The 18,543-nt window shown below is 48.7% G+C and carries 25 protein-coding genes; 5 read left to right on the top strand and 20 right to left on the bottom strand.

Features of this window, described 5'->3' with window-relative positions:
• Nucleotides 1-47 precede the first annotated feature (47 nt).
• Complete coding sequence (trpB, locus tag LVJ85_RS06055) at nt 48-1,253, top strand: tryptophan synthase subunit beta (protein ID WP_244742541.1); 1,206 nt, start codon at nt 48-50, stop codon at nt 1,251-1,253.
• A 103-nt stretch (nt 1,254-1,356) separates the two neighbouring features.
• Here the strand turns inward: trpB and LVJ85_RS06050 are convergent, their stop codons facing one another.
• The 5 genes from LVJ85_RS06050 to hfq form a co-directional block, all read right to left on the bottom strand.
• The gene (locus LVJ85_RS06050; RefSeq protein WP_085363795.1) at nt 1,357-2,004 is read right to left on the bottom strand and encodes a deoxynucleoside kinase; all 648 of its coding nucleotides are present in this window, start codon (nt 2,002-2,004) and stop codon (nt 1,357-1,359) included.
• Between the two features lie 102 nt (nt 2,005-2,106).
• Complete coding sequence (folK, locus tag LVJ85_RS06045) at nt 2,107-2,601, bottom strand: 2-amino-4-hydroxy-6-hydroxymethyldihydropteridine diphosphokinase (protein WP_244742539.1); 495 nt, start codon at nt 2,599-2,601, stop codon at nt 2,107-2,109.
• A 12-nt stretch (nt 2,602-2,613) separates the two neighbouring features.
• The gene (locus LVJ85_RS06040; protein ID WP_244742536.1) at nt 2,614-2,985 is read right to left on the bottom strand and encodes a SirB2 family protein; all 372 of its coding nucleotides are present in this window, start codon (nt 2,983-2,985) and stop codon (nt 2,614-2,616) included.
• A 60-nt stretch (nt 2,986-3,045) separates the two neighbouring features.
• Entirely contained in the window at nt 3,046-3,609 is a 564-nt protein-coding gene (locus LVJ85_RS06035) for a class I SAM-dependent methyltransferase (protein WP_244742533.1), read from the bottom strand.
• A 71-nt stretch (nt 3,610-3,680) separates the two neighbouring features.
• Nucleotides 3,681-3,962 carry an RNA chaperone Hfq gene (gene hfq / locus LVJ85_RS06030; protein ID WP_085363799.1) on the bottom strand — a complete coding sequence of 94 codons (282 nt, stop codon included), beginning with the start codon at nt 3,960-3,962 and terminating at the stop codon, nt 3,681-3,683.
• Nucleotides 3,963-4,328: 366 nt separating this feature from the next.
• Between hfq and LVJ85_RS06025 the strand changes: the two genes are divergently transcribed.
• Both LVJ85_RS06025 and LVJ85_RS06020 read left to right on the top strand, forming a co-directional pair.
• On the top strand, nt 4,329-4,535 hold the full coding sequence (locus LVJ85_RS06025; protein WP_244742530.1) for a hypothetical protein: 207 nt from the start codon (nt 4,329-4,331) through the stop codon (nt 4,533-4,535).
• 89 nt (nt 4,536-4,624) lie between these two features.
• A complete protein-coding gene (locus LVJ85_RS06020) occupies nt 4,625-5,104 on the top strand; it encodes a DUF4124 domain-containing protein (RefSeq protein WP_244742527.1) in 480 nt (159 codons plus the stop codon).
• Nucleotides 5,105-5,249: 145 nt separating this feature from the next.
• On the opposite strand, the gene pyrC is transcribed toward LVJ85_RS06020, so the two are convergent.
• The 4 genes from pyrC to LVJ85_RS06000 all read right to left on the bottom strand — a co-directional run bounded on the left by pyrC (nt 5,250) and on the right by LVJ85_RS06000 (nt 8,338).
• The gene (pyrC, locus tag LVJ85_RS06015) at nt 5,250-6,287 is read right to left on the bottom strand and encodes a dihydroorotase (protein WP_244742524.1); all 1,038 of its coding nucleotides are present in this window, start codon (nt 6,285-6,287) and stop codon (nt 5,250-5,252) included.
• 82 nt (nt 6,288-6,369) lie between these two features.
• On the bottom strand, nt 6,370-6,957 hold the full coding sequence (locus tag LVJ85_RS06010; RefSeq protein WP_244742520.1) for a hypothetical protein: 588 nt from the start codon (nt 6,955-6,957) through the stop codon (nt 6,370-6,372).
• Between the two features lie 11 nt (nt 6,958-6,968).
• Nucleotides 6,969-7,187 (bottom strand): sulfurtransferase TusA family protein, encoded by a 219-nt coding sequence (locus tag LVJ85_RS06005; RefSeq protein WP_085363804.1) that lies wholly within the window; start codon nt 7,185-7,187, stop codon nt 6,969-6,971.
• A 341-nt stretch (nt 7,188-7,528) separates the two neighbouring features.
• Nucleotides 7,529-8,338: a tetratricopeptide repeat protein gene (locus LVJ85_RS06000; RefSeq protein ID WP_158087794.1), complete on the bottom strand. Its 810-nt coding sequence runs from the start codon at nt 8,336-8,338 to the stop codon at nt 7,529-7,531.
• Nucleotides 8,339-8,575: 237 nt separating this feature from the next.
• Here LVJ85_RS06000 and radA point away from each other — a divergent pair, with 237 nt between their 5' ends.
• A complete protein-coding gene (gene radA, locus LVJ85_RS05995; protein ID WP_244742517.1) occupies nt 8,576-9,955 on the top strand; it encodes a DNA repair protein RadA in 1,380 nt (459 codons plus the stop codon).
• Nucleotides 9,952-10,470 (top strand): hypothetical protein, encoded by a 519-nt coding sequence (locus LVJ85_RS05990; RefSeq protein ID WP_244742514.1) that lies wholly within the window; start codon nt 9,952-9,954, stop codon nt 10,468-10,470. Before radA ends, LVJ85_RS05990 begins: the two co-directional genes overlap by 4 nt.
• Nucleotides 10,471-10,647: 177 nt before the next feature.
• Here LVJ85_RS05990 and LVJ85_RS05985 read toward each other — a convergent pair whose 3' ends face one another.
• The 11 genes from LVJ85_RS05985 to LVJ85_RS05935 all read right to left on the bottom strand — a co-directional run bounded on the left by LVJ85_RS05985 (nt 10,648) and on the right by LVJ85_RS05935 (nt 18,306).
• The gene (locus LVJ85_RS05985) at nt 10,648-11,610 is read right to left on the bottom strand and encodes an IS110 family transposase (protein WP_244743010.1); all 963 of its coding nucleotides are present in this window, start codon (nt 11,608-11,610) and stop codon (nt 10,648-10,650) included.
• Between the two features lie 446 nt (nt 11,611-12,056).
• Complete coding sequence (locus LVJ85_RS05980) at nt 12,057-13,133, bottom strand: zonular occludens toxin family protein (RefSeq protein ID WP_244741629.1); 1,077 nt, start codon at nt 13,131-13,133, stop codon at nt 12,057-12,059.
• Nucleotides 13,130-13,426 carry a DUF2523 domain-containing protein gene (locus LVJ85_RS05975; RefSeq protein ID WP_244740057.1) on the bottom strand — a complete coding sequence of 99 codons (297 nt, stop codon included), beginning with the start codon at nt 13,424-13,426 and terminating at the stop codon, nt 13,130-13,132. Before LVJ85_RS05975 ends, LVJ85_RS05980 begins: the two co-directional genes overlap by 4 nt.
• Before the next feature lie 2 nt (nt 13,427-13,428).
• The gene (locus LVJ85_RS05970) at nt 13,429-14,814 is read right to left on the bottom strand and encodes an IgG-binding virulence factor TspB family protein (protein ID WP_244742510.1); all 1,386 of its coding nucleotides are present in this window, start codon (nt 14,812-14,814) and stop codon (nt 13,429-13,431) included.
• Between the two features lie 94 nt (nt 14,815-14,908).
• Nucleotides 14,909-15,217 (bottom strand): hypothetical protein, encoded by a 309-nt coding sequence (locus LVJ85_RS05965; protein ID WP_244742507.1) that lies wholly within the window; start codon nt 15,215-15,217, stop codon nt 14,909-14,911.
• 128 nt (nt 15,218-15,345) lie between these two features.
• Entirely contained in the window at nt 15,346-15,645 is a 300-nt protein-coding gene (locus LVJ85_RS05960; RefSeq protein ID WP_244740061.1) for a hypothetical protein, read from the bottom strand.
• The gene (locus tag LVJ85_RS05955) at nt 15,627-16,013 is read right to left on the bottom strand and encodes a hypothetical protein (RefSeq protein WP_244740062.1); all 387 of its coding nucleotides are present in this window, start codon (nt 16,011-16,013) and stop codon (nt 15,627-15,629) included. Before LVJ85_RS05955 ends, LVJ85_RS05960 begins: the two co-directional genes overlap by 19 nt.
• A gap of 55 nt (nt 16,014-16,068) precedes the next feature.
• The gene (locus LVJ85_RS05950) at nt 16,069-16,287 is read right to left on the bottom strand and encodes a major capsid protein (RefSeq protein ID WP_244740064.1); all 219 of its coding nucleotides are present in this window, start codon (nt 16,285-16,287) and stop codon (nt 16,069-16,071) included.
• 86 nt (nt 16,288-16,373) lie between these two features.
• Nucleotides 16,374-16,580: a hypothetical protein gene (locus LVJ85_RS05945; protein WP_244740065.1), complete on the bottom strand. Its 207-nt coding sequence runs from the start codon at nt 16,578-16,580 to the stop codon at nt 16,374-16,376.
• A gap of 3 nt (nt 16,581-16,583) precedes the next feature.
• The gene (locus LVJ85_RS05940) at nt 16,584-16,901 is read right to left on the bottom strand and encodes a hypothetical protein (RefSeq protein WP_244740067.1); all 318 of its coding nucleotides are present in this window, start codon (nt 16,899-16,901) and stop codon (nt 16,584-16,586) included.
• Nucleotides 16,894-18,306 carry a replication initiation factor domain-containing protein gene (locus tag LVJ85_RS05935; protein ID WP_370686950.1) on the bottom strand — a complete coding sequence of 471 codons (1,413 nt, stop codon included), beginning with the start codon at nt 18,304-18,306 and terminating at the stop codon, nt 16,894-16,896. The genes LVJ85_RS05940 and LVJ85_RS05935 overlap by 8 nt, the downstream gene beginning before the upstream one ends.
• Between the last annotated feature and the right edge of the window lie 237 nt (nt 18,307-18,543).

Genomic DNA, 18,543 nt, shown 5'->3' with positions numbered 1-18,543 from the left:
ACTCATACTTATTTATTTTGACCGATCCTATTCATAAAGGAAGTTTCATGGCAAGCGAACAACTGAATCCCCTTATCCTCCCCGATAACGACGGCAATTTCGGCAAGCACGGCGGCAAAATCGGCCATCCTGAATTGGCCAAAGCACTGGCGGAAATCGAACAAGGCTTTCGTGCCATTATCCGTGATGATGAGTTTATCAATGAAATGAAACGCTTGCAGGCCACTTATGTCGGCCGTCCCAGCCCTATTTACCACGCCCGCACTTTATCCGAACGCGGTGCGCAGATTTATCTGAAGCGCGAAGACCTCAACCACACGGGCGCACACAAAATCAACCATTGCTTGGGCGAAGTCTTGCTGGCGAAAAAACTGGGCAAGAAAAAAGTGATTGCGGAAACCGGTGCCGGCCAGCACGGCGTAGCCTTGGCCACTGCGTCTGCCTTGTTGGGTATTGAGTGTGAAATCCACATGGGCGTTGTCGATATCGCCAAAGAGCATCCCAACGTGTCGCGCATGAAAATTCTCGGCGCGAAAATCGTTCCCGTGTCGGCCGGTGCGGGCACTTTGAAAGAAGCGGTGGACAGCGCGTTTGATGCTTACATCAAAGCACCCGCCGACAGCATGTTTGCCATCGGTTCGGTAGTCGGCCCTGCCCCCTACCCTGAAATGGTGGCCTATTTCCAATCGATTATCGGACACGAAGCCCGCGATCAGTTCCAACAGCAATACGGCGGACTGCCCGACGAAGTGATTGCCTGCGTGGGCGGCGGCTCCAACGCCATCGGTCTGTTTAACGCCTTTCTTGATGATAAAGAAGTAGCCTTGGTCGGCGTAGAACCCGCCGGAGAAGGTTTGGACAAACCCGGACGCCACGCCGCTACCATGACTTTGGGCAAATTCGGCAATATTCAGGGCTTCAACTGCTACTATTTGCAGGAAGAAGACGGCACGCCCGCCGCCGTGCATTCCATTGCATCGGGTTTGGATTACCCGGGCGTCGGCCCGCAGCACTGCCGTCTGAAAGACATTGGACGCGGCCGTTATGAAACGGCCACCGATGCCGAATGTTTGGAAGCATTTATGGCTTTGTCGCGCGAAGAAGGCATTATTCCCGCTCTCGAATCCTCCCACGCCATCGCCTATGCCTTGCGCCGCGCAGCGGAGCTAGGCAGCGATAAGAGGCTGTTGGTCAACTTATCCGGCCGCGGCGATAAAGATATTGATTATGTATTGGATAAAATCGGTTTGTAATCACCGCTCTTCAAAAGCATATCCAAACGAAAACGGTGCTTCAAATAGTTGAAGCACCGTTTTATTTATGCCAAAGTCTGTTGCTGTTTGCGTTATCAGATTTTTACACTTCGCTCAGATTCAAATAATGGCGGCTGCCCTGCATATCGCTCATCGCGCGCAACAGCATTTCAAAATGTTCATCGTTATTGATGAAGTCCAACTCGTCGGCGTTGGCAATCAACAGCGGCGCATTTTGATACAGATGGAAGAAGCGGCGGTATTCGTCTTGAATCTGTTTCAAATAACCGGCAGGGAAAAGATTAAGCGTGCCGCTATTGCGTTTCTGCAAGCGTTTTTGTGCGTTTTCATCAGAAGTTTGGAGATAAATCACCAAATCGGGCACGGGATATTCGGGCATGATTTTGCGCTTCATCTGCCAAAACAGCGTTTGCTCGTTGGCCGGGTCGTTGCCTTTGAGCAGCACGGGCACAAAAATCTGGTCTTTTTCAAGCAGAAAGTCGGCAATGATCAGCTCGTTTTTTTCTTCTTCTTCATTAATCACTTCCACCGCTTCCGCACGGCGCATCAGAAAAAACAGTTCGGTCGCCAAGCCGTGATTGGCTGCATTCAGGTAAAACTGTTCTAAAAAAGGATTGCGCTCGGGGCTTTCGGTTAAGTGTAAGGCATTGAAATACTCTGCCAAACGGCGGCTTAATTCGGATTTGCCGCTACCGATAGAACCTTCCACCACAATGTAACGATGATGCATTTGAATAATCTTTCTTTCAATTGAAACTGTCTGTTTGAATATTGAATACGTTGATGAGGCCGTCTGAAATTTATATTGAGGGCAGCCTTTCTCATCACGGCATTATGTTTTTAAGCGGATACCTTCGCTGCCGAGTTTTGCAGCCAAATCCGCAGCGCAGCCGTGCTTGCCGATCACATAATCCGGCGCGATTTCCGCCAATGGACGCATCACAAAACTGCGCTCGTGCGCGCGGGGGTGCGGCAAAGTGAGGTGCGTATCGTCGCTAAACTCGCCGTTGAAATCGATAATGTCCAAATCCAAAGTGCGCGGCGCATTGCGGAAACTGCGCTCGCGGCCGAAATCGTGCTCGATACGGTTTAAAACGGCGAGTAAGGCTTTACCGTCTAAAGCCGTGTTTACGATACATACTGCGTTTACAAAATCGGGCTGGTCGGCATAACCTACCGGTGCGGTAATATAGAGTGAAGATACGCTTTTCAGTTCAATTTCAGGATGGGCGGAAATCGCGTTCAGCGCAGAAATAACCTGCTGTTCGGGCTGATCGAGATTACTTCCCAAAGCAATAACGGCAATATGCGGAAAAGATGACGGCATTTTCAGACGGCCTTAAAAGGGTTTGAACCAGGCAAGATAAACAATCGCCGCCACGCAAGCCATAGAAACGGCATAGCCCAGCCAAAATTTTGCAGTATGCGGACGGGCGCGCACGGTAACCATGCCCATGCCGATATAAGCCAGCAACAGCAAGAGTTTCACGCCAAGCCAATCGGCATTACCGAAAGGCATGAAACGGGTAATGTGCATCAGCCACAAGCCGGTAAACAGCAGCAGGGTGTCGTTGAAATGGGGAATGATTTTTAAGATTTTCGGCAGCGGTTTTTCGGGGTTGGCGCAGCGCATCCAAAAGCGCAGGTTAAACAGCAAAACAGTAATCACCACAAAAGTCATGTGGCTGTGTTTGACAATCAGGTATTGCATATGGAAATTCCCAAGCGGTGTTTTCAGACGGCCTATTGTAACCGAAACATGCCGGATAAGTTACGACAGCTTTTCTATTGCCAGAAGATAAGGCGGGCGGTTTTGCCGGTTGATAAAACCGTATTTCAAAACAGCATACTGCTTCTGCGGCAAAGTTTGCGCCCAGCGTTCGATGGCCGAAGCCTCGTGCGCACCGGCTTCGTGGCCGGGATAAACCACAGCGGCCAGCAAGCCGCCTTTTTTCAACAAGGTTAAAGCGGCATTTAATGCGCAGATGCTGGTATCCGCTTGAGTGGTAATGCTTTTATCGCCGCCGGGCAGCCAGCCGAAATTGAATACGGCAGCGGCCAGCGGTTCACGCACATAATCTGCCAGCGTTTCATGCCCGGCGTGCACATATTCCACGTTTGCCTGCACGGCTTCATCCTGCACGCGTTTCGCCGTTGCAGCTAATGCCTGCTCCTGAACGTCAAACACCCAAACCTTGCCGCCCTCACCCACGCATTGTGCCAACAAAAGCGTATCGTGGCCGTTGCCTGCCGTACCGTCGAGCACGGTATCGCCGGCGCGGATATGGGCGCGCAGCAAATCATGGGTAAAAGGCAGAATGTTTTGCAGCAGCATCACAGGCCGTCTGAAAGTATGAGAAAAAATACCTTACCCCTGAAGGTAAGGTATTTTAACTACCCTCCCGCTTAGGCGGAAGGCTGAGTGGTTTCAACTTGAACTGGCGCAGCGGCAGGCTGTTTGTTTTCATGCTGCAAGCTCACGGCACGAGCCGGAACGATAGTGGAAATCGCATGTTTGTAAACCATCTGCGTAACAGATGTATTACGCAGCAATACAACATACTGGTCAAACGATTCAACTTGCCCCTGCAGCTTGATGCCGTTTACCAAGTAGATGGAAACAGGCACATGCTCTTTACGCAAAGCGTTCAAAAAAGGATCTTGTAACATTTGTCCTTTAGCGGTCATTTTTTTCAACTCCGTTATTATTTATGGTTTTAAAGTATTTCGGGAAAAACACGTGCCGATTTTAGCCTTGAATGCATTTTTTTACCAATATTTTTCGGTAAGAATATGCAAACATTACCTGCATCATCCGAAAAGGTTTCCGTAGTGAGATGGTTTGGCGCCTGTAAAGTTCTGCGCAAATAAGTACAAGCATGAAAAATGCACATGCCTTACACAATTTACATATATCCGCCCACCCTCTGCCCGATATGGCCATACTTCAGACTTTCACACATCAAGCAGCCATCCGAAACCTCAATCTCTATAAATAGCGAATTCCTATATAATGATTTTTAAAACAAATTCTTAAAAAGTAAAAGGTGGGTAATGGAACGTGAAAAAATTTATTATGCGGTGGTAATTTTGATATCGGCTATCTCGATTTTGCTCAGCCCGTTTTTCTATGTGAGCCGCGGCAAGCGTTTACTCAAACCTGCCGATTCGCGAAGCTGGCGCAAGATCATTGCCGGCAATATTTTAATGGCTCTGATTTTGCTGGCGGTGTGGTGGTTTTGGTTGCGCGGGAGCTTTTGAACCCCATTATTCACACCAACGGTTGCCTGCCGCTTTTTCAGACGGCATACTTTTGATTGTTTTGACCAAACCGATATTGAAAGCCTTACATGAAAAACACATTACTTTTGGGAACAGCCGCATTGATCTTGGCTACATTGCCTGCCTCGGCTGACACAATTTACGCCTGTAAAGACAGCAGCGGTCGCACCGTTTATTCTCAAAACGCCGGCAAGCATTGCCAAAAAACCGAAATCGGTAAAATAGGTATTTACTCAAACAGCCCGGCACAAAGCAGCGGCCAGCTTGCAAACACTTCCACCGCGCCCAAAGAGCCAACCCATCCTCAAGGCTCGCAAGGTTCACAGGAAGACCAAGCCAAACTTAAAGCTGCACAACAAGAACTTGATGCGGCCAAGAAAGCTTTGGCCGAAGGCAGGCAGATTCGTTACGGCCATGAACGGAACTATGTGCGCTATCAAGAGCGTATTCAAAAGCTGGAAGATGCCGTGCAAAAAGCACAAAACAAGCTCAATGGGTTAAACGGTGCTTCCGAGGGGCATTCATCTGCTCGACCTCCCCAATATTAAGATTGAGGCCGTCTGAAAAATTCAGCTTTGCGTCTGAACATGATGGATGCTTTCTCGATTCACCCATAAATAAAGAGGCAGACGGATGCACCGTCTGCCTGCTTGTTTTCAGATACCTATTTTAATATCTGTCCGATATCAACTATTAATATTGAACAGTCCAGCCGACACTTTCACCCGCACGCATCGGCACTAAGACTTCATTGCCGCCGAACGGCACGGCCGAGGCAACCTGCTGGCTTTGTTTCACCAAGGTAATCGTGCGGGGGTTTTCGGGCAAGCCGTAAAAACGCGCACCGTTTTTCGAAGCAAATGCTTCGAGTTTGTCTAAAGCACCGGCTTGCTCGAATACTTCGGCATACAGTTCGATAGCCGTAACGGCGCTGAACATGCCCGCGCAACCGCAAGCGTTTTCTTTGGCCGATTGCGCGTGCGGGGCGCTGTCTGTACCCAAAAAGAATTTATGCGATTTTTCACCGGTAACCGCTTCAACCAAGGCTTTGCGGTGAATCTCGCGCTTCAATACCGGCAGACAGTAATGATGCGGGCGAACACCGCCGACCAGCAAATCATTGCGGTTCAGCAAAAGGTGTTGCGGCGTTACGCTTGCCGCCACATTGTCGCCTGCTTCCATTACCAAACGGGCGGCATCGGCGGTAGTAATGTGTTCAAACACCACTTTCAAAGCAGGCACTTTTTCCAACACCGGCTTCAACACGCGCTCGATAAATACGGCCTCGCGGTCGAAAATATCGATTTCGGGATCAGTCACTTCTCCGTGCACCAAAAACAGCATGTTTTGTTTGGCCATTTCTTCCAACACGGGAATCAGCTTAAACAAATCGGTTACACCCGAATCGGAGTTGGTGGTCGCGCCTGCGGGATAAAGCTTGAAGGCCACAATACCGGCGGCTTTGGCTTCGCGCACCAATTCGGGTGTGGATTTATCGGTCAGGTATAACGTCATCAAAGGCTCAAACGTGCTGCCTTCGGGCAAAGCTGCCAAGATGCGTTCTTTATAGGCTTGGGCATCGGCCACGCTGACTACGGGCGGCTTGAGATTGGGCATAATCACCGCGCGCCCCATCTGGCGGGCGGTAAACGGCAGCACCGCTTTCAAGGCCTCGCCGTCGCGCAGGTGCAGGTGCATGTCATCAGGTTGGATTATGGTCAGGGTTTGCATGGTATTCCTTTGTTTCATCTATCAATATTTGCGGTAAGGCCGTCTGAAAATCCAGATGCTTTTCAGACGGCCTGATGTCTGTTTATTGAGTGCTGATTACCTTCATGCCCAGCGGCTGGCGGGTGAGATAAAGGGCAAGCTGCGCCGGCACATGCTCGGACGGAGAGGTGTTGGCCGTTAGCAATATTTCTTCGTCGGCACCGTTTTCATGCCAGCCGTACACCAGCTGATTGAACGGAAACGGCGAAGATACGCCGTTGTCGGCTCTGAGCATAGCGGTAGCGCCTGCTCTGCCTTTTTCTGCTAAGGCGACAAAATATTGACGCGCCGCTTGATGGTCGGCACGGGGCGTTTTAACGCTGCACGAACCGGGCGCGGTGCTGATATAAAAGGTTGCGCCGTCTTTCTCAACTGTCCAAACTGCTTGCGCGTCCAATTCCATCATTCCTAAAGGCAGATTTTTCACAGCCGCCTCGTCGAGCATGGGCAATTGCTGTTGCGACGCCCAAGCCGCAACATTCTGCGGGTTGCCGTTGTTTCCGACGCAAACTTCTTCAAACAACTGCACCGCTTGGGCAGCATGACTTTCCAGCCGCTCTGGCGGAATGTTTTCCCCGCACGAAGCAGTAAATAATACAGCAGGCAGCAGAAAGAACATGCTTTTCAACATTTCAGACGGCCTCACTTGTGGCGAACCACCAATTTAAATACGCCATCTGCTTCGGAAGATTCAAGCAATACATGCCCTGTTTGGCGGCAAAAAGCGGCGAAATCATCAGGAGCGCCGTGGTCGGTGGCCAATACGGTCAATACTTCTTCGGCCTGCATCTGCGCCAATGCTTTTTTTGCGCGCAAAATCGGCAGCGGGCATTTCAATCCGGTTACGTCTAAAGTCTGCATAGGTTTGTGTGTTATTTAGGAATATTAAATTGGATATTATACCCTTCGGCGTCACTATCTTACAGAACGATTTTCAACCACCCCAAACATAAATATCGGCACAAGAAGCACTTACCGACATTTCACTTTCGACAGATAAAAAAATACCTGGCAACCGTGATTGCCAAGTATTAAAGGGAGATTTCGTAAACTTTTACACCAGCCCGTCCGCAATCATGATTGGCACGGGATGAGACCTTAGATAAACAAGCGTACAAGCAGCACACAACGCAGAAATGCGCCGCAGATGGGAGTTTTGCAAATATTTCAGGCTGTTCGCTGTCATTTTTGCTCAAGACCGATTAATGGCCTTGCTGATCCCGCATAAATTTGCAGGCATCTTCGTCGCCGCCTTTGCAAGCCTGACCCAGCAGTATGTAGGCCTTATCAATGTTTTTAACTACGCCGCGGCCAATCAGATACATATTGCCCAGATTGTATTGGGCAACAGTATTGCCTTGGTCGGCGGCTTGCGTGTACCACAAAGCGGCTTTTACCGGATCGGCTTCCACCCCTTCGCCGGAGTCATACATAAAACCGATTTCCGCTTGGGCTTCCACCAAGCCTTGTTGGGCGGCTTTTTCATACCACACGGCGGCCTGCTTCATGTTTTTTTCCACGCCGGTGCCGTTCGCATACATATAAGCCAGATTTTTTTGTGCGGTGTTTTCACCTTTATCCGCAGCCTGCTTGAACCACTCAAACGCCTGCTGATAATCCTGCCCTACGCCGAAACCGTAAAAATACAGACGGCCTAAGTTGTTTTGAGCATGCGTGCTGCCTTGCGCCGCTGCTTTGCGGTACCAAGACAAAGCCGTTTTCATGTTGGTTTTCACACCACGGCCTTCCTGATACATTGCGCCTAAATTGGCTTGCGCTTCCGCGTGGCCTTGTTTTGCTGCGCGACGGTACATCTTGAAGGCTTTTTCCAAATCGCTTTCTACGCCGTCTCCGTTTTCATACGCCAATCCCAGCTCGTACTGAGCTTGTTTGTCGCCGCGCTCGGCCAGTTTCGTGCGCTCTTGTAACTCTGCCGCGTTATGTGCAGAGGCTGTAAAAGTCAAACCGAGCATCAATACGGCTGCTGCTAAGCGGGTGTTTATTCGCTTCATTTTCATCTATTCCCGTTTAATCTACTCGATTTGAATAATAACAAATAAATATTTCCCTATATCAAAAGACTGACATGCGGACATTTTTACCGCCTCAATGTTACATTGGTAACTAATGTTATATTTATTGTTACCAAGCGGCCGATTCCCGTTTGCACTGCGCCCCATACCGAATCGGCGTTACAATAGCGCTTTTCAGACGGCCTCATTCCCATACCCTTACCCGCAGGAACCCTCATGGCAAAAGCACCGAAAACCGTTTACCAATGCAGCGAATGCGGCGGCACTACCCCGAAATGGCAAGGCAAATGCCCGCATTGCGGCGAATGGAACACCTTGCAGGAAAGCCTTGCCGCACCCGAACCGAAAAACATGCGCTTCCAATCGTGGGCGGCGGACACCGCACAAGTGCAGGAGCTTTCCAAAGTAACCGCCACCGAAGTGCCGCGCGAACCCACCGGCATGGGCGAACTCGACCGCGTGTTGGGCGGCGGTTTGGTGAGCGGCGCGGTAATTCTGCTTGGCGGCGACCCCGGTATCGGCAAATCGACGCTGCTTCTGCAAACCGTAGCGATGATGGCGAAAAACCGCAAAGTGCTGTATGTATCCGGCGAGGAATCCGCCCAACAAGTCGCCTTGCGGGCACAACGCTTGGGGTTGCAAAGCGAAGGCGTAAACCTGCTGGCGGAAATCCGCATGGAAGCGATTCAGGCCGTCTTAAAACAACACGAACCCGCCGTGGTAGTGATCGACTCGATTCAAACCATGTATTCCGACCAAATCACTTCCGCGCCCGGCTCCGTATCGCAAGTGCGCGAGTGTGCCGCCCAGCTCACCCGCATGGCCAAGCAGATGGGCATTGCCATGATTTTGGTCGGCCACGTTACCAAAGACGGTGCCATCGCCGGCCCGCGCGTGCTTGAGCACATGGTCGATACCGTACTCTATTTCGAGGGCGACCAGCATTCCAACTACCGCATGATACGCGCCATCAAAAACCGTTTCGGCGCGGCCAACGAGCTGGGCGTTTTCGCCATGACCGAACACGGCTTGAAAGGCGTATCCAACCCTTCGGCGATTTTCCTTGCCAGCTACCGCGACGACGTACCCGGCTCATGCGTATTGGTCACTCAAGAAGGCAGCCGCCCGCTATTGGTGGAAATTCAGGCATTGGTTGACGACGCGCACGGCTTTACCCCCAAGCGCCTCACCGTCGGCCTCGAACAAAACCGCCTCGCCATGCTGTTGGCCGTCTTAAACCGCCATGCCGGCATCGCCTGCTTCGACCAAGACGTGTTCCTGAACGCCGTGGGCGGCGTAAAAATCAACGAACCCGCCGCCGACCTCGCCATCATCCTTGCCATGCTCTCCAGCTTCCGCAACCGCCCGCTGCCCGAAAAAATGGTGGCCTTCGGCGAAATCGGCTTGAGCGGCGAAGTCCGCCCCGTAGCGCGCGGGCAGGAACGCTTGAAAGAAGCGGAAAAACTCGGCTTCAAACGCGCCATCATCCCCAAAGCCAACCTGCCGCGAAATCCTAAAGATTTTCCCGGCTTGCAGATTTACGGTGTGAGCAGTTTGCAGGAAGCAGTGGATGTGTGCAGGAATAGTGAAGAGTGAAAATTAAACGATATATAAAGCAGCATAAGCATTGGTTAGAGATAGGCGCCATCCTCTTAGCATTGTTCCTTATGGTGTACATTTCTTGGCAACCGATTCAGTTAAGAAACGGTCTTTTCAAATGGCTAGTCATCACAAGCACTATCGCCTTTTTGCCCGTATTTTTATCAAACAGAAAAAACCTTAAGCCTCCAACCAAATTTTTGCCTAAATGTTGGTATCTACTGCAAGGCATAGCCAAAACATGGTTCTATATCTTCGCTTGCCTATTTTTCACGCTAAATATTATGCTTTGGACAAGCCTAATGTTTGTAGAAGAACATTCTATGCAAGCAAAAATTACCGATTTTGGCAGCCGCCGCAGAGGATGCGATCCATGGATACTTACTCTACAAACCGGTGTTCGAGTTTCAGTGTGTCCGCAAAATAACAGCGGAGCAATCAACGACATCATCACCGTCAAAGTACGGGAAAACTTTCTAGGCTACGAAGTACGCAAAGTTACCGACGAATAAACGGATTCATCATACTTGAGATGCTACTTTAATATTCAACAGGTATTTTTACGCAATTTTATAAGTTCCTAATCTTATTGATTATTTTGTTGTGTCATTTTTAATGGACGTAACTATTTTGAACGGGTTTTGCTTGACTTTCAGGCAATACCCGTTTTGTTATTTTGCGTTACGTTTTCAGACGGCCTTATAACGTTCCGGCTGATAGGTTGTTTTATTTTTGTAAAGATTAAAGGCGATGACCGCCAGTTTCCGCATGATGGCCGTGATGATGACTTTTGTTTTTTTCTTCTTTTGTTTCAGCCGCTTTGTGAATTCGGGAAAGTATCCGCGGGCATAGGCGACCATGGCGGGCATGAATAATGCGGCTCGCAAGCGTCTGTTGCCGAAACGGGTTATGCCGCCTTTGGCGTTGACGCTGGTTCCTGATTGTCTTTGATGCGGGCTTAATCCGGCAAAGGCGACAAATTGACCGGCATTTTTAAATGTGCCGGATAAGAGATGGTTGGTTAGAATGGCGGCGGTTAATTTGCCAATCGAAGGTATGGTTTGAAGGCCGTCTGAAACGTCTTTCAGCTCGGGATTCTGCATGATTTTTTCAATTTCAGCTTTCACTAGGGAAAGCTGTTTTTGGATATGGGCGATGTTTTCGTGATGGATCTGCTTAACGAATTCATCTTTGGCCGCTGAAAGTCTGTTCTTTTCCGCCGTCTGACTTTCGATAAGCTGTTCCTGTAATGCCAATACGCGCTTTAAACGGTAATGGGCTTTTGATACAGGTTGCCTTAGCGGTAGGTCTTTCGTTAAAGCGGTGCTGCAATATTCGGCTATCAGTTTTGCGTCTTGTTTATCGGTTTTGGTTCGGGAAAAGCGGCTTTTGGCATAGTCGCTTATTTTAAGGGGATTAATGACCGACACTTTGTAATCTTTGCCCATGTAATCGGCTACATCTTCAAAGTAGTTTCCTGTTGCTTCCATGCAGATATGAATATCGGAGTGGCTAAACGTGCTTAACCAGTCTTTCAGTTTCTGAAATCCTTTTATGCCGTTTTCAAATTTTGCTGTTTTGATAACACCATCTATCAGCAATGCGGCATCAAAGGTTTTATGCGATATATCCAATCCCAATGCGTTTCTCATCATTACCCTTACTATTCAGATTCATACTTTCGTATGTTCTTTGATGCTACCCAATCTTTATAAACAAGAAATCCCCCGCTTCAATCTCAAGTACAAGCTATGTTGCTTTGGCCGTTGTCGAAGTCGGGGGATACGGTTTGAATTACGTCTAATCCAAACCTTTAAGCCGTCTTTTCGTAAAACGGCTTAAAGCTTTGAATTAGCATTTTATTGCTTTACATTGTTGGTTTTGCTTAAAAATTAAGCTATTTTTAGGGTTTGGCCGAGATCGAGGTAGAACGCCGGAAGAAATAAAATTGCTGAAATTCAAACAGGCGGGAGTTCCCGCACCCCATAGACCATTTTTTTATTGCCGAACTCTCCAATAACATACCGTGTTACCCATACATGCGCTAGGAGAGTTCAACAATAAAAAAACGGCCTTGAATATTACGCTACCTAAGAAATCAAATTGTATACTTACTTTCACCATCCAAGACAGTAACAGAACCACCTTGAGATGCAGGGCTTACAGACGATTCAGACGGGGCGTTTTGAGCATTTGCAGGTTCCTTATACGGATTAAACGGCAGGCCGTTTTTTACATAGTCTTTGCACATTTCGGCGGTTATTTCTTTCAGCGGCGTGGCTTGGTCTGAATAGCAGGTACAGCCGCTATTCCCCCCTGAAATACAGGCGGCGATGCGCTCAAAGGTTTTTACTTGACGGACATTGTCGTACAGGGGTTTGGATTCAGGCTTTTCTGCCAGCACGGGTACATATAAATCGGGTGTCAGGCTTTTGCCCTGCACGGCAGAAGGCGGGGCTGCATAGCCGCCCGCATGGCCGTCTGAAACGGCCGATGCCGTTTCTTCGCTTGAGTAGCGTTTTTTCATATTCAAAAAGGTATAGGCGGTAAAGGCGATTAACAGCGGCAGAAAGATAATCATGAATATCAGGCTTTTGGGTATGCGCCGCTTGGGCTTGGTATGTACTTCAGCCGATTTGTATTGACCGAAGGCTTTTTTGGGCAGTACAAAGCTTCTTTCAATCGCTTTGGCGATATTGGACGCGTTATCCGGCTGGTCGATGCATTCATTCCATTCATACAGTTTTCTGCCAACGGGCTTGATGCTGATGTGCATATGACGCTGGACGAGTCTGCGGACGAAAGAATCAAGAAAGCTGGGGTGCTGGGTAATCAGCACAATATCCAAGCCGTGATGGCGGTGCAGGGCGAGTTTTTCTATATGTTCCGGTACTTTGACGGCGGCGGAACGCATACCCATTAATCTTTGTGCTTCGTCTATGATGACGAGCGAACCATAGGGCAGGAAGTCTTGCAATCCCTGTTCTTTGATTTGCTGGTCTGAAAGTTCTTCATGTTCTATTTGCAATTCGGGAATGCCGTTAACAAACAGCGGGCGTTTTTTCTTTTGGCCGTCTTTATCGGTAAAGTGGGTATAGGATTCATCGGACATCAGCATATTGACGACTGATGCCGTTTTGCCCGAACCGGGAACGCCTGTTTGCAGAATAATCATTTACCACCCCCATTCGGCATAAATGAAAGTTTGGTAATGCTGGCCATTGTGATATTGAATACATATGCGCCGAAGATGATGCCGAGCGCATAGCCGAAGCCTGCGAGCATGATAAGCTGGAATACGGCAGACGGCATATTGTTGAAATTATTAACTATGTACTCTTTCAGCCAATTCAGGCCGACCATATAGCCGCCGAAGGTTACGAAGGTAAGCCCTAAAGCGATAATCAATTTTGCCGCTAAAAAAGTCAGCAGTTTTTGCAGAGCGGGAATCAGGAAACCGGCAGCCATTTTTAATCCTTTTTAAGACCTGAAAACATGATATACGCGGCGGATACGCCCGCTATGCCGATGATTAGAAACCTTATCATTTCGGCAAAGCGGCACAGCCAATCGTAGGAAAAACTGTATTGCCTGCCCATTACGGACACCGATTGGGGCGCGGGGCATTGGCCGTTATCGGGCAGGAAGAAATCGGGCTTAAATGCGGTTTCGTCTGTTATATGCGGAATCTGAAAGGGGTCATCTTCTTTCACTTCCCCCATTTCGGCACAGGCGAGAATGTTAGGGAAAATGTTGCACAGCAAACCGCCGTCTTTCGGCTTTTCTTCTTCCTTTTTATCGGGTTCGGCATCTGTTTTTGGGTTGCTCTGGCTGTTCGTTTGGCCGTCTGTTTGCGCGCCCGTTTGGCTTCCTGTCTGACTGCCTGTTTGGCCGCTGGTTTGCGGGGCGGTTTGGCCGCTGGAATCGGGCGAGCCTGACGGGCTGGATTGACCGCCCGTGTTCGGCGACGCCGACGGGGCGGACGGGCTGTTCGGGCTTAAATCGGGACGGGGCGTTGTATTGACGCTTACGGTTGTTTCTCCGTTTTTTGTAGTAAATGTTACTGTTACTTGCTTTGGTTGACCGTCTGAATCGGTGTACGGACCTATGGTTACTACGGTGCCATCAGGTACGGTTACGTTCGGGCTGACGGTTACACCGGGTACGGTGCCGTCGTCTTTGGCGGTTGCGTTGACGTAAAGGGTAGGATTTTTATCGGCAGAAGGGCCGACAATATCATCAAATTCTGATTGGGTAATGGGCTGTTTTTTGTTGGGAATAACCTGCCAACCGCCTCTTGAGCTTTCCCCCCAATATGTTATCGCATTACAGCCGCCATTTTCATCAGAACCCAAGTCTTTTAATGTTTTATGCGATTCATGCCCTTTTTTTATCAAATAATCATCACCGGCTTTGGCAACTTTTGAACACAAGCCGTCTAACGTAGATTTATAACTTTGATAGCCGTATTCAAAAGATCGTCGAGAAAGGCCAATGCGGTAAACGGCTACTGGTTTGCCGTTTTCGCCGTCAACATTAGACTTAACTTCGATAATGTAGTCTGCCGTGGTTACGAAATTGCCGATTTCGTTATCCCAAACGTAGTCATGACCTTTTAAAAGGGGGGCGACAAGTTCATAAGTGGCCGCCGCGGTCAATGCCCAGCCGACGGGACCGCTGCCGAGACCGGCGGCAATGCGGCCACCGGCTACGGCTTTGGTTAGGAGGTTTTTTAGGACGGTTTGGCGGGCGACGGATAATTTAACACCGCCTGATATGGATTGTGCCGATACGGCACCTGACGGAGTATGACGGACTTTGCCGGAGAGGGATTGAGTGGATTCATAATCTGGCACATTGATTTTACCAACCCACCAATCAGCATTTTTAACAGAAGGTTTTACAGGATTAGAATACTTAACCTTATTTCCATTTACATCAAAATATCCATCATTTGACGCCATGCCCAAAGAAGGCAACAGCATCATCAAAAACATGAATTTTAATTGTTTCAGATTCATAATTTTCAAAAGCCAAAATAGAACCATCTACAAAATAAAAATTCCAAAACTTCCCTTGCCTTTGGTTTCTAAAGTTTGACATCTGATAAAAAAAATCATGCCTATGAACATCAGAAGCAAACAAATCCATTACAATTTTGGCGCAAGACATTCCGAAATATTTACTTTTAGAATCAAATTTTCTAAACAGAATCTTTTCTTCATCATTTAAAAACGAATTAAGAATCTCATAAGACATAAATCCCACTTTCTAACTATCGTTACTGTTTTTGCGAAAGCAGGAATTTAACATACCTTTGCATTATTTGAACAGCAGCCACGCCACCATCAACGGAATGGCCGCACCCAAGTAAAAATAAAAATCCATCATAAGCGCAGCCTGTCCTTCATCAATTTAACCGCCCATACCGCCGCCAATATGGAGAACACCGACCAGCCGATTAATTGGCCGTCTTTGAAGCTGTCTATGACGTTGCATTCGGGCAAATACGCTTGTACGGTTTGGCCTTTGAACTGCCAGCCTAAGGGCGTCCATTGGAGTTGGTGAAATTCGCCCGTCTGAACGCTTGGGGGAACAAGGCTGAAATAGGCGTTTTCGGCTTCGGCTTTGGTTGCGTAACAGGTGTTTCCGACTTGATAGCCCATGCTTAAAACCCCATGCCGCATTCTTGGGCATCCATTTCAGCCAAGATGGCGTTAATTTCTTCTTCCAAGTCGAACTCTTCAGCAGCAAGCTGTTGTACTTCTTCGTCTGATTCGGGTTCTTCTTCTTTTTGTGCGGCCGCCCATATGGCTTCTTCTTTGGCCAATTTGATTTCAGCCAGTCTTAAGCGTATTTCGGCCAGTTTGAGATTTATTTCTTCTTTACGCTCTTTGGCTTCCTGCGATTCGCGTTTTTTCTTTAAATCAAAAATGCTTTTGATAATGGCAATGGCAAACAGGGATACATAGGCGGCAACAACCAAATAGCCTATTTCTTTAATATCCGCCATGTTTACGCCCAATTGCGATGTAATAAGCTCTACTGCCGACATGGTTTTTATTCCGTTATGGTTGTTAAAAAGCGGGTTGCCCCGCTTTCTTTACCGCTTAGCGCAATACTTTGCGGATAATCATTAGACCGAAGATGGCCACGATGATACCCAGTACGACACCGCCGACAGAAATGGCATCGGTTTTGGCCGTTGCCAGTTCGGTCGTTACTGCTTCAGGTACGGCAGCCCATGCCTGAGTGGCCAGAGCCAGCGGGGCAGATACGACAATGGCGGCTTTTGCGCCGTATTTTTTAGCAATATTCATTGCTTTCATGATGTTTCCTTTTTTAAGTGAGTTAATGGAATAGATGCGGGCTGTGTGAAAGGTTTTTCAGACCGCCCGCCGAGCCTGAATTTTGCTTATTCGGTTTTTTGGTAAAAGGCGAATATTTGGAAATCGCCGCCTATTTCGTCCATTCCTGCCTGTAATGCGTCTTCGTAGTGTTCGTACTGCCCCGCGGCTTTCAGGTTTGGTGTAAAACCAATATCGCCGAACGGGTCGGGATAAAGAAACTCGTGATTTTCCAAATCCTGAACAATAAAACGCTGTTCATATTTTTTTGTCATGGTTTAGCCTTTCGGCGGGTTTTGCGGCTGCACTTGGAAATCACGCAGAACGGCCACCATGCCTTTGCCGGTTGATGTCATTTCGATGGTTGCAATCACGGCAATCGGGAATTTCAGGTTTTCCAGCCGTTTGAAATTGTGTGATTCGCCGAATTTCATATTTGCGGCGGTAAAGCCTACGGCATTGCCTGATTGACTCGGCATAGGCGTGGCGACTAAAACGGTACAGGTATCCAACTTATTGCCGTCTATTTCGCCTTTGAATTTTTTTGCGCCCAGCAATGTGGCTTGGATTTGGGTGATTTGGCTTTGCTCAAACATGGTTTTTCCTTTCGGGTAGGGTTTCACAGTTAAAAGATTTGATGGTATTTACGGCTTTTGGCCGATGGTTGATGAAATAGGCCAATGAAAACTTATAGGGCGAGTTTGCTATCTGTATGCGGCGGCTTAGGGCTTTGCCTTCTTTTTCGGCTATCTCCAGTTTTTTGGATTCTGACAAACCGTTATAAAGCTGTTTGGAAAGCCATTTCTCATACTCTTCGTCTTCTTTTCGGCGCTGGGCTTCTCCCCTATATCCGGCCAAGCCGAACAGTGATTCATAAGGGTCGTACCCTCCCGATACTTTCCATTGGAGAAATTCATCGGTTTCCCGCGACAATTCGGCTTCGGGCGAGTTATGGATAAATCCCCACTTTTGCGCTTCCAACAGTTCGTTAACGTCATAGCGGGCAGGTTCCAAGCCTTTCGGGTATCTGCCGTCTTCCGCTATCAGCATTTCCACGATTTGGCCGTCTTCCATGCCGACATCACGCATAAAGCGGACTAACGCGCCTACGGCGTTTTTACCGTGTTTGACCTTATGCTCAAACGTCATGTTTAAGGTTTTTTCCCGAACGGCAATCCGTTTGGCTTCAGGCATATTTTTAAAGGTTTGGCAGATGGGGAACGCCCCTGAAAAATACGCCCCGGAGTCCTGCAATATTTCAAACGGTATCTCTATATCGCCGTGATTGAACTGAATCTCAAAGCGCACCCACGGGCTGCTTTTATCGCCGAGCTGACGGCCTTTCTCGTATATCCGCACATAACGGGCGTTTTTGACTCTGCCGATGTACAGGGTTTTGCCCGTTTGGTCTTCTTTCTGCCACGCAGTACCGCGACACTCACGTTTGGGCTGCATATTGTGGTTGTTGAAAAAGCCGTTATCATGGTCCAGCAAGGCTTGTTCGGGCGTGTATTCCCCGTTGAAAAAATCCAAAGCCAAATCACAGCGGGTAATGCGGCAGCGTATGGCGGTTTTCATAAAGCGGTAAAGGCGCGTTTCCCAGCCCGCCGAAGCCAAGTTGCAACCCAATCCTTTCAGTTCCACCAACACCGTATCCCTTTGGCCGCCGAAATGCACCGCGCCGTATTCGGCATCTTCAGAACCGAGCAGATACATACTTTCGTAAAACTTATTGCCTTTGGACTTGGCTTTGCGGGTAATGCCGAAGCCTAAAATTTCTTCCAGCTTTTCACTCAACACCCACATAAATTCTTTGTCGCTCACGAGCGGGTGGCCTGCACATCTGATTAGCGTGTCTTGGTGGAAAGTAAAGGTTAACCAATCACAGAAAACGCCGTTTACCGCACCGCGCCTTTGGGGAACTTCGATTAAACGCCCCTTACCATCTGTTAAGAAGTGGGAAAAGTATTCAATCGGGTTTGGGCTTTGCTCCCCACTCATGGAATCGGGTTTTGGTTGCTCCCCCCCTGTTAGTCTAGGGAGGCAGCCTTCGGCGGGTTCCGCCGCGCCGCGTGCGTCAAAGCCGCCCGCTGCCGCAGCGGCCACCGCCACGGCCTTTTTGTTTTGCCCAACCGTCATCTCAACATTTCCGCATCAATGATTTTGGATACTTCCGCCCGCCCGCATTTATCGGCCATGCGGTAGGTTCTTTGCGGGAAATGCGGGTTTGAAATGGGA

Source organism: Neisseria sp. Dent CA1/247 (assembly GCF_022870825.1).
Classification (GTDB): Bacteria; Pseudomonadota; Gammaproteobacteria; order Burkholderiales; family Neisseriaceae; genus Neisseria; species Neisseria zoodegmatis.
Note: the sequence above shows the minus strand (reverse complement) of the source record. Positions and strands in the feature narration are given on the sequence as shown.

What these genes read in the sequence shown, in the direction of transcription:
- trpB (WP_244742541.1), top strand. Translation starts at nt 48, where the DNA reads ATGGCAAGCGAACAACTGAATCCCCTTATCCTCCCCGATAACGACGGC.
- LVJ85_RS06050 (WP_085363795.1), bottom strand. Translation starts at nt 2,004, where the DNA reads ATGCATCATCGTTACATTGTGGTGGAAGGTTCTATCGGTAGCGGCAAA.
- folK (WP_244742539.1), bottom strand. Translation starts at nt 2,601, where the DNA reads ATGCCGTCATCTTTTCCGCATATTGCCGTTATTGCTTTGGGAAGTAAT.
- LVJ85_RS06040 (WP_244742536.1), bottom strand. Translation starts at nt 2,985, where the DNA reads ATGCAATACCTGATTGTCAAACACAGCCACATGACTTTTGTGGTGATT.
- LVJ85_RS06035 (WP_244742533.1), bottom strand. Translation starts at nt 3,609, where the DNA reads ATGCTGCTGCAAAACATTCTGCCTTTTACCCATGATTTGCTGCGCGCC.
- hfq (WP_085363799.1), bottom strand. Translation starts at nt 3,962, where the DNA reads ATGACCGCTAAAGGACAAATGTTACAAGATCCTTTTTTGAACGCTTTG.
- LVJ85_RS06025 (WP_244742530.1), top strand. Translation starts at nt 4,329, where the DNA reads ATGGAACGTGAAAAAATTTATTATGCGGTGGTAATTTTGATATCGGCT.
- LVJ85_RS06020 (WP_244742527.1), top strand. Translation starts at nt 4,625, where the DNA reads ATGAAAAACACATTACTTTTGGGAACAGCCGCATTGATCTTGGCTACA.
- pyrC (WP_244742524.1), bottom strand. Translation starts at nt 6,287, where the DNA reads ATGCAAACCCTGACCATAATCCAACCTGATGACATGCACCTGCACCTG.
- LVJ85_RS06010 (WP_244742520.1), bottom strand. Translation starts at nt 6,957, where the DNA reads ATGTTGAAAAGCATGTTCTTTCTGCTGCCTGCTGTATTATTTACTGCT.
- LVJ85_RS06005 (WP_085363804.1), bottom strand. Translation starts at nt 7,187, where the DNA reads ATGCAGACTTTAGACGTAACCGGATTGAAATGCCCGCTGCCGATTTTG.
- LVJ85_RS06000 (WP_158087794.1), bottom strand. Translation starts at nt 8,338, where the DNA reads ATGAAGCGAATAAACACCCGCTTAGCAGCAGCCGTATTGATGCTCGGT.
- radA (WP_244742517.1), top strand. Translation starts at nt 8,576, where the DNA reads ATGGCAAAAGCACCGAAAACCGTTTACCAATGCAGCGAATGCGGCGGC.
- LVJ85_RS05985 (WP_244743010.1), bottom strand. Translation starts at nt 11,610, where the DNA reads ATGAGAAACGCATTGGGATTGGATATATCGCATAAAACCTTTGATGCC.
- LVJ85_RS05980 (WP_244741629.1), bottom strand. Translation starts at nt 13,133, where the DNA reads ATGATTATTCTGCAAACAGGCGTTCCCGGTTCGGGCAAAACGGCATCA.
- LVJ85_RS05975 (WP_244740057.1), bottom strand. Translation starts at nt 13,426, where the DNA reads ATGGCTGCCGGTTTCCTGATTCCCGCTCTGCAAAAACTGCTGACTTTT.
- LVJ85_RS05965 (WP_244742507.1), bottom strand. Translation starts at nt 15,217, where the DNA reads ATGTCTTATGAGATTCTTAATTCGTTTTTAAATGATGAAGAAAAGATT.
- LVJ85_RS05960 (WP_244740061.1), bottom strand. Translation starts at nt 15,645, where the DNA reads ATGCGGCATGGGGTTTTAAGCATGGGCTATCAAGTCGGAAACACCTGT.
- LVJ85_RS05955 (WP_244740062.1), bottom strand. Translation starts at nt 16,013, where the DNA reads ATGTCGGCAGTAGAGCTTATTACATCGCAATTGGGCGTAAACATGGCG.
- LVJ85_RS05950 (WP_244740064.1), bottom strand. Translation starts at nt 16,287, where the DNA reads ATGAAAGCAATGAATATTGCTAAAAAATACGGCGCAAAAGCCGCCATT.
- LVJ85_RS05945 (WP_244740065.1), bottom strand. Translation starts at nt 16,580, where the DNA reads ATGACAAAAAAATATGAACAGCGTTTTATTGTTCAGGATTTGGAAAAT.
- LVJ85_RS05940 (WP_244740067.1), bottom strand. Translation starts at nt 16,901, where the DNA reads ATGTTTGAGCAAAGCCAAATCACCCAAATCCAAGCCACATTGCTGGGC.
- LVJ85_RS05935 (WP_370686950.1), bottom strand. Translation starts at nt 18,306, where the DNA reads ATGAGTGGGGAGCAAAGCCCAAACCCGATTGAATACTTTTCCCACTTC.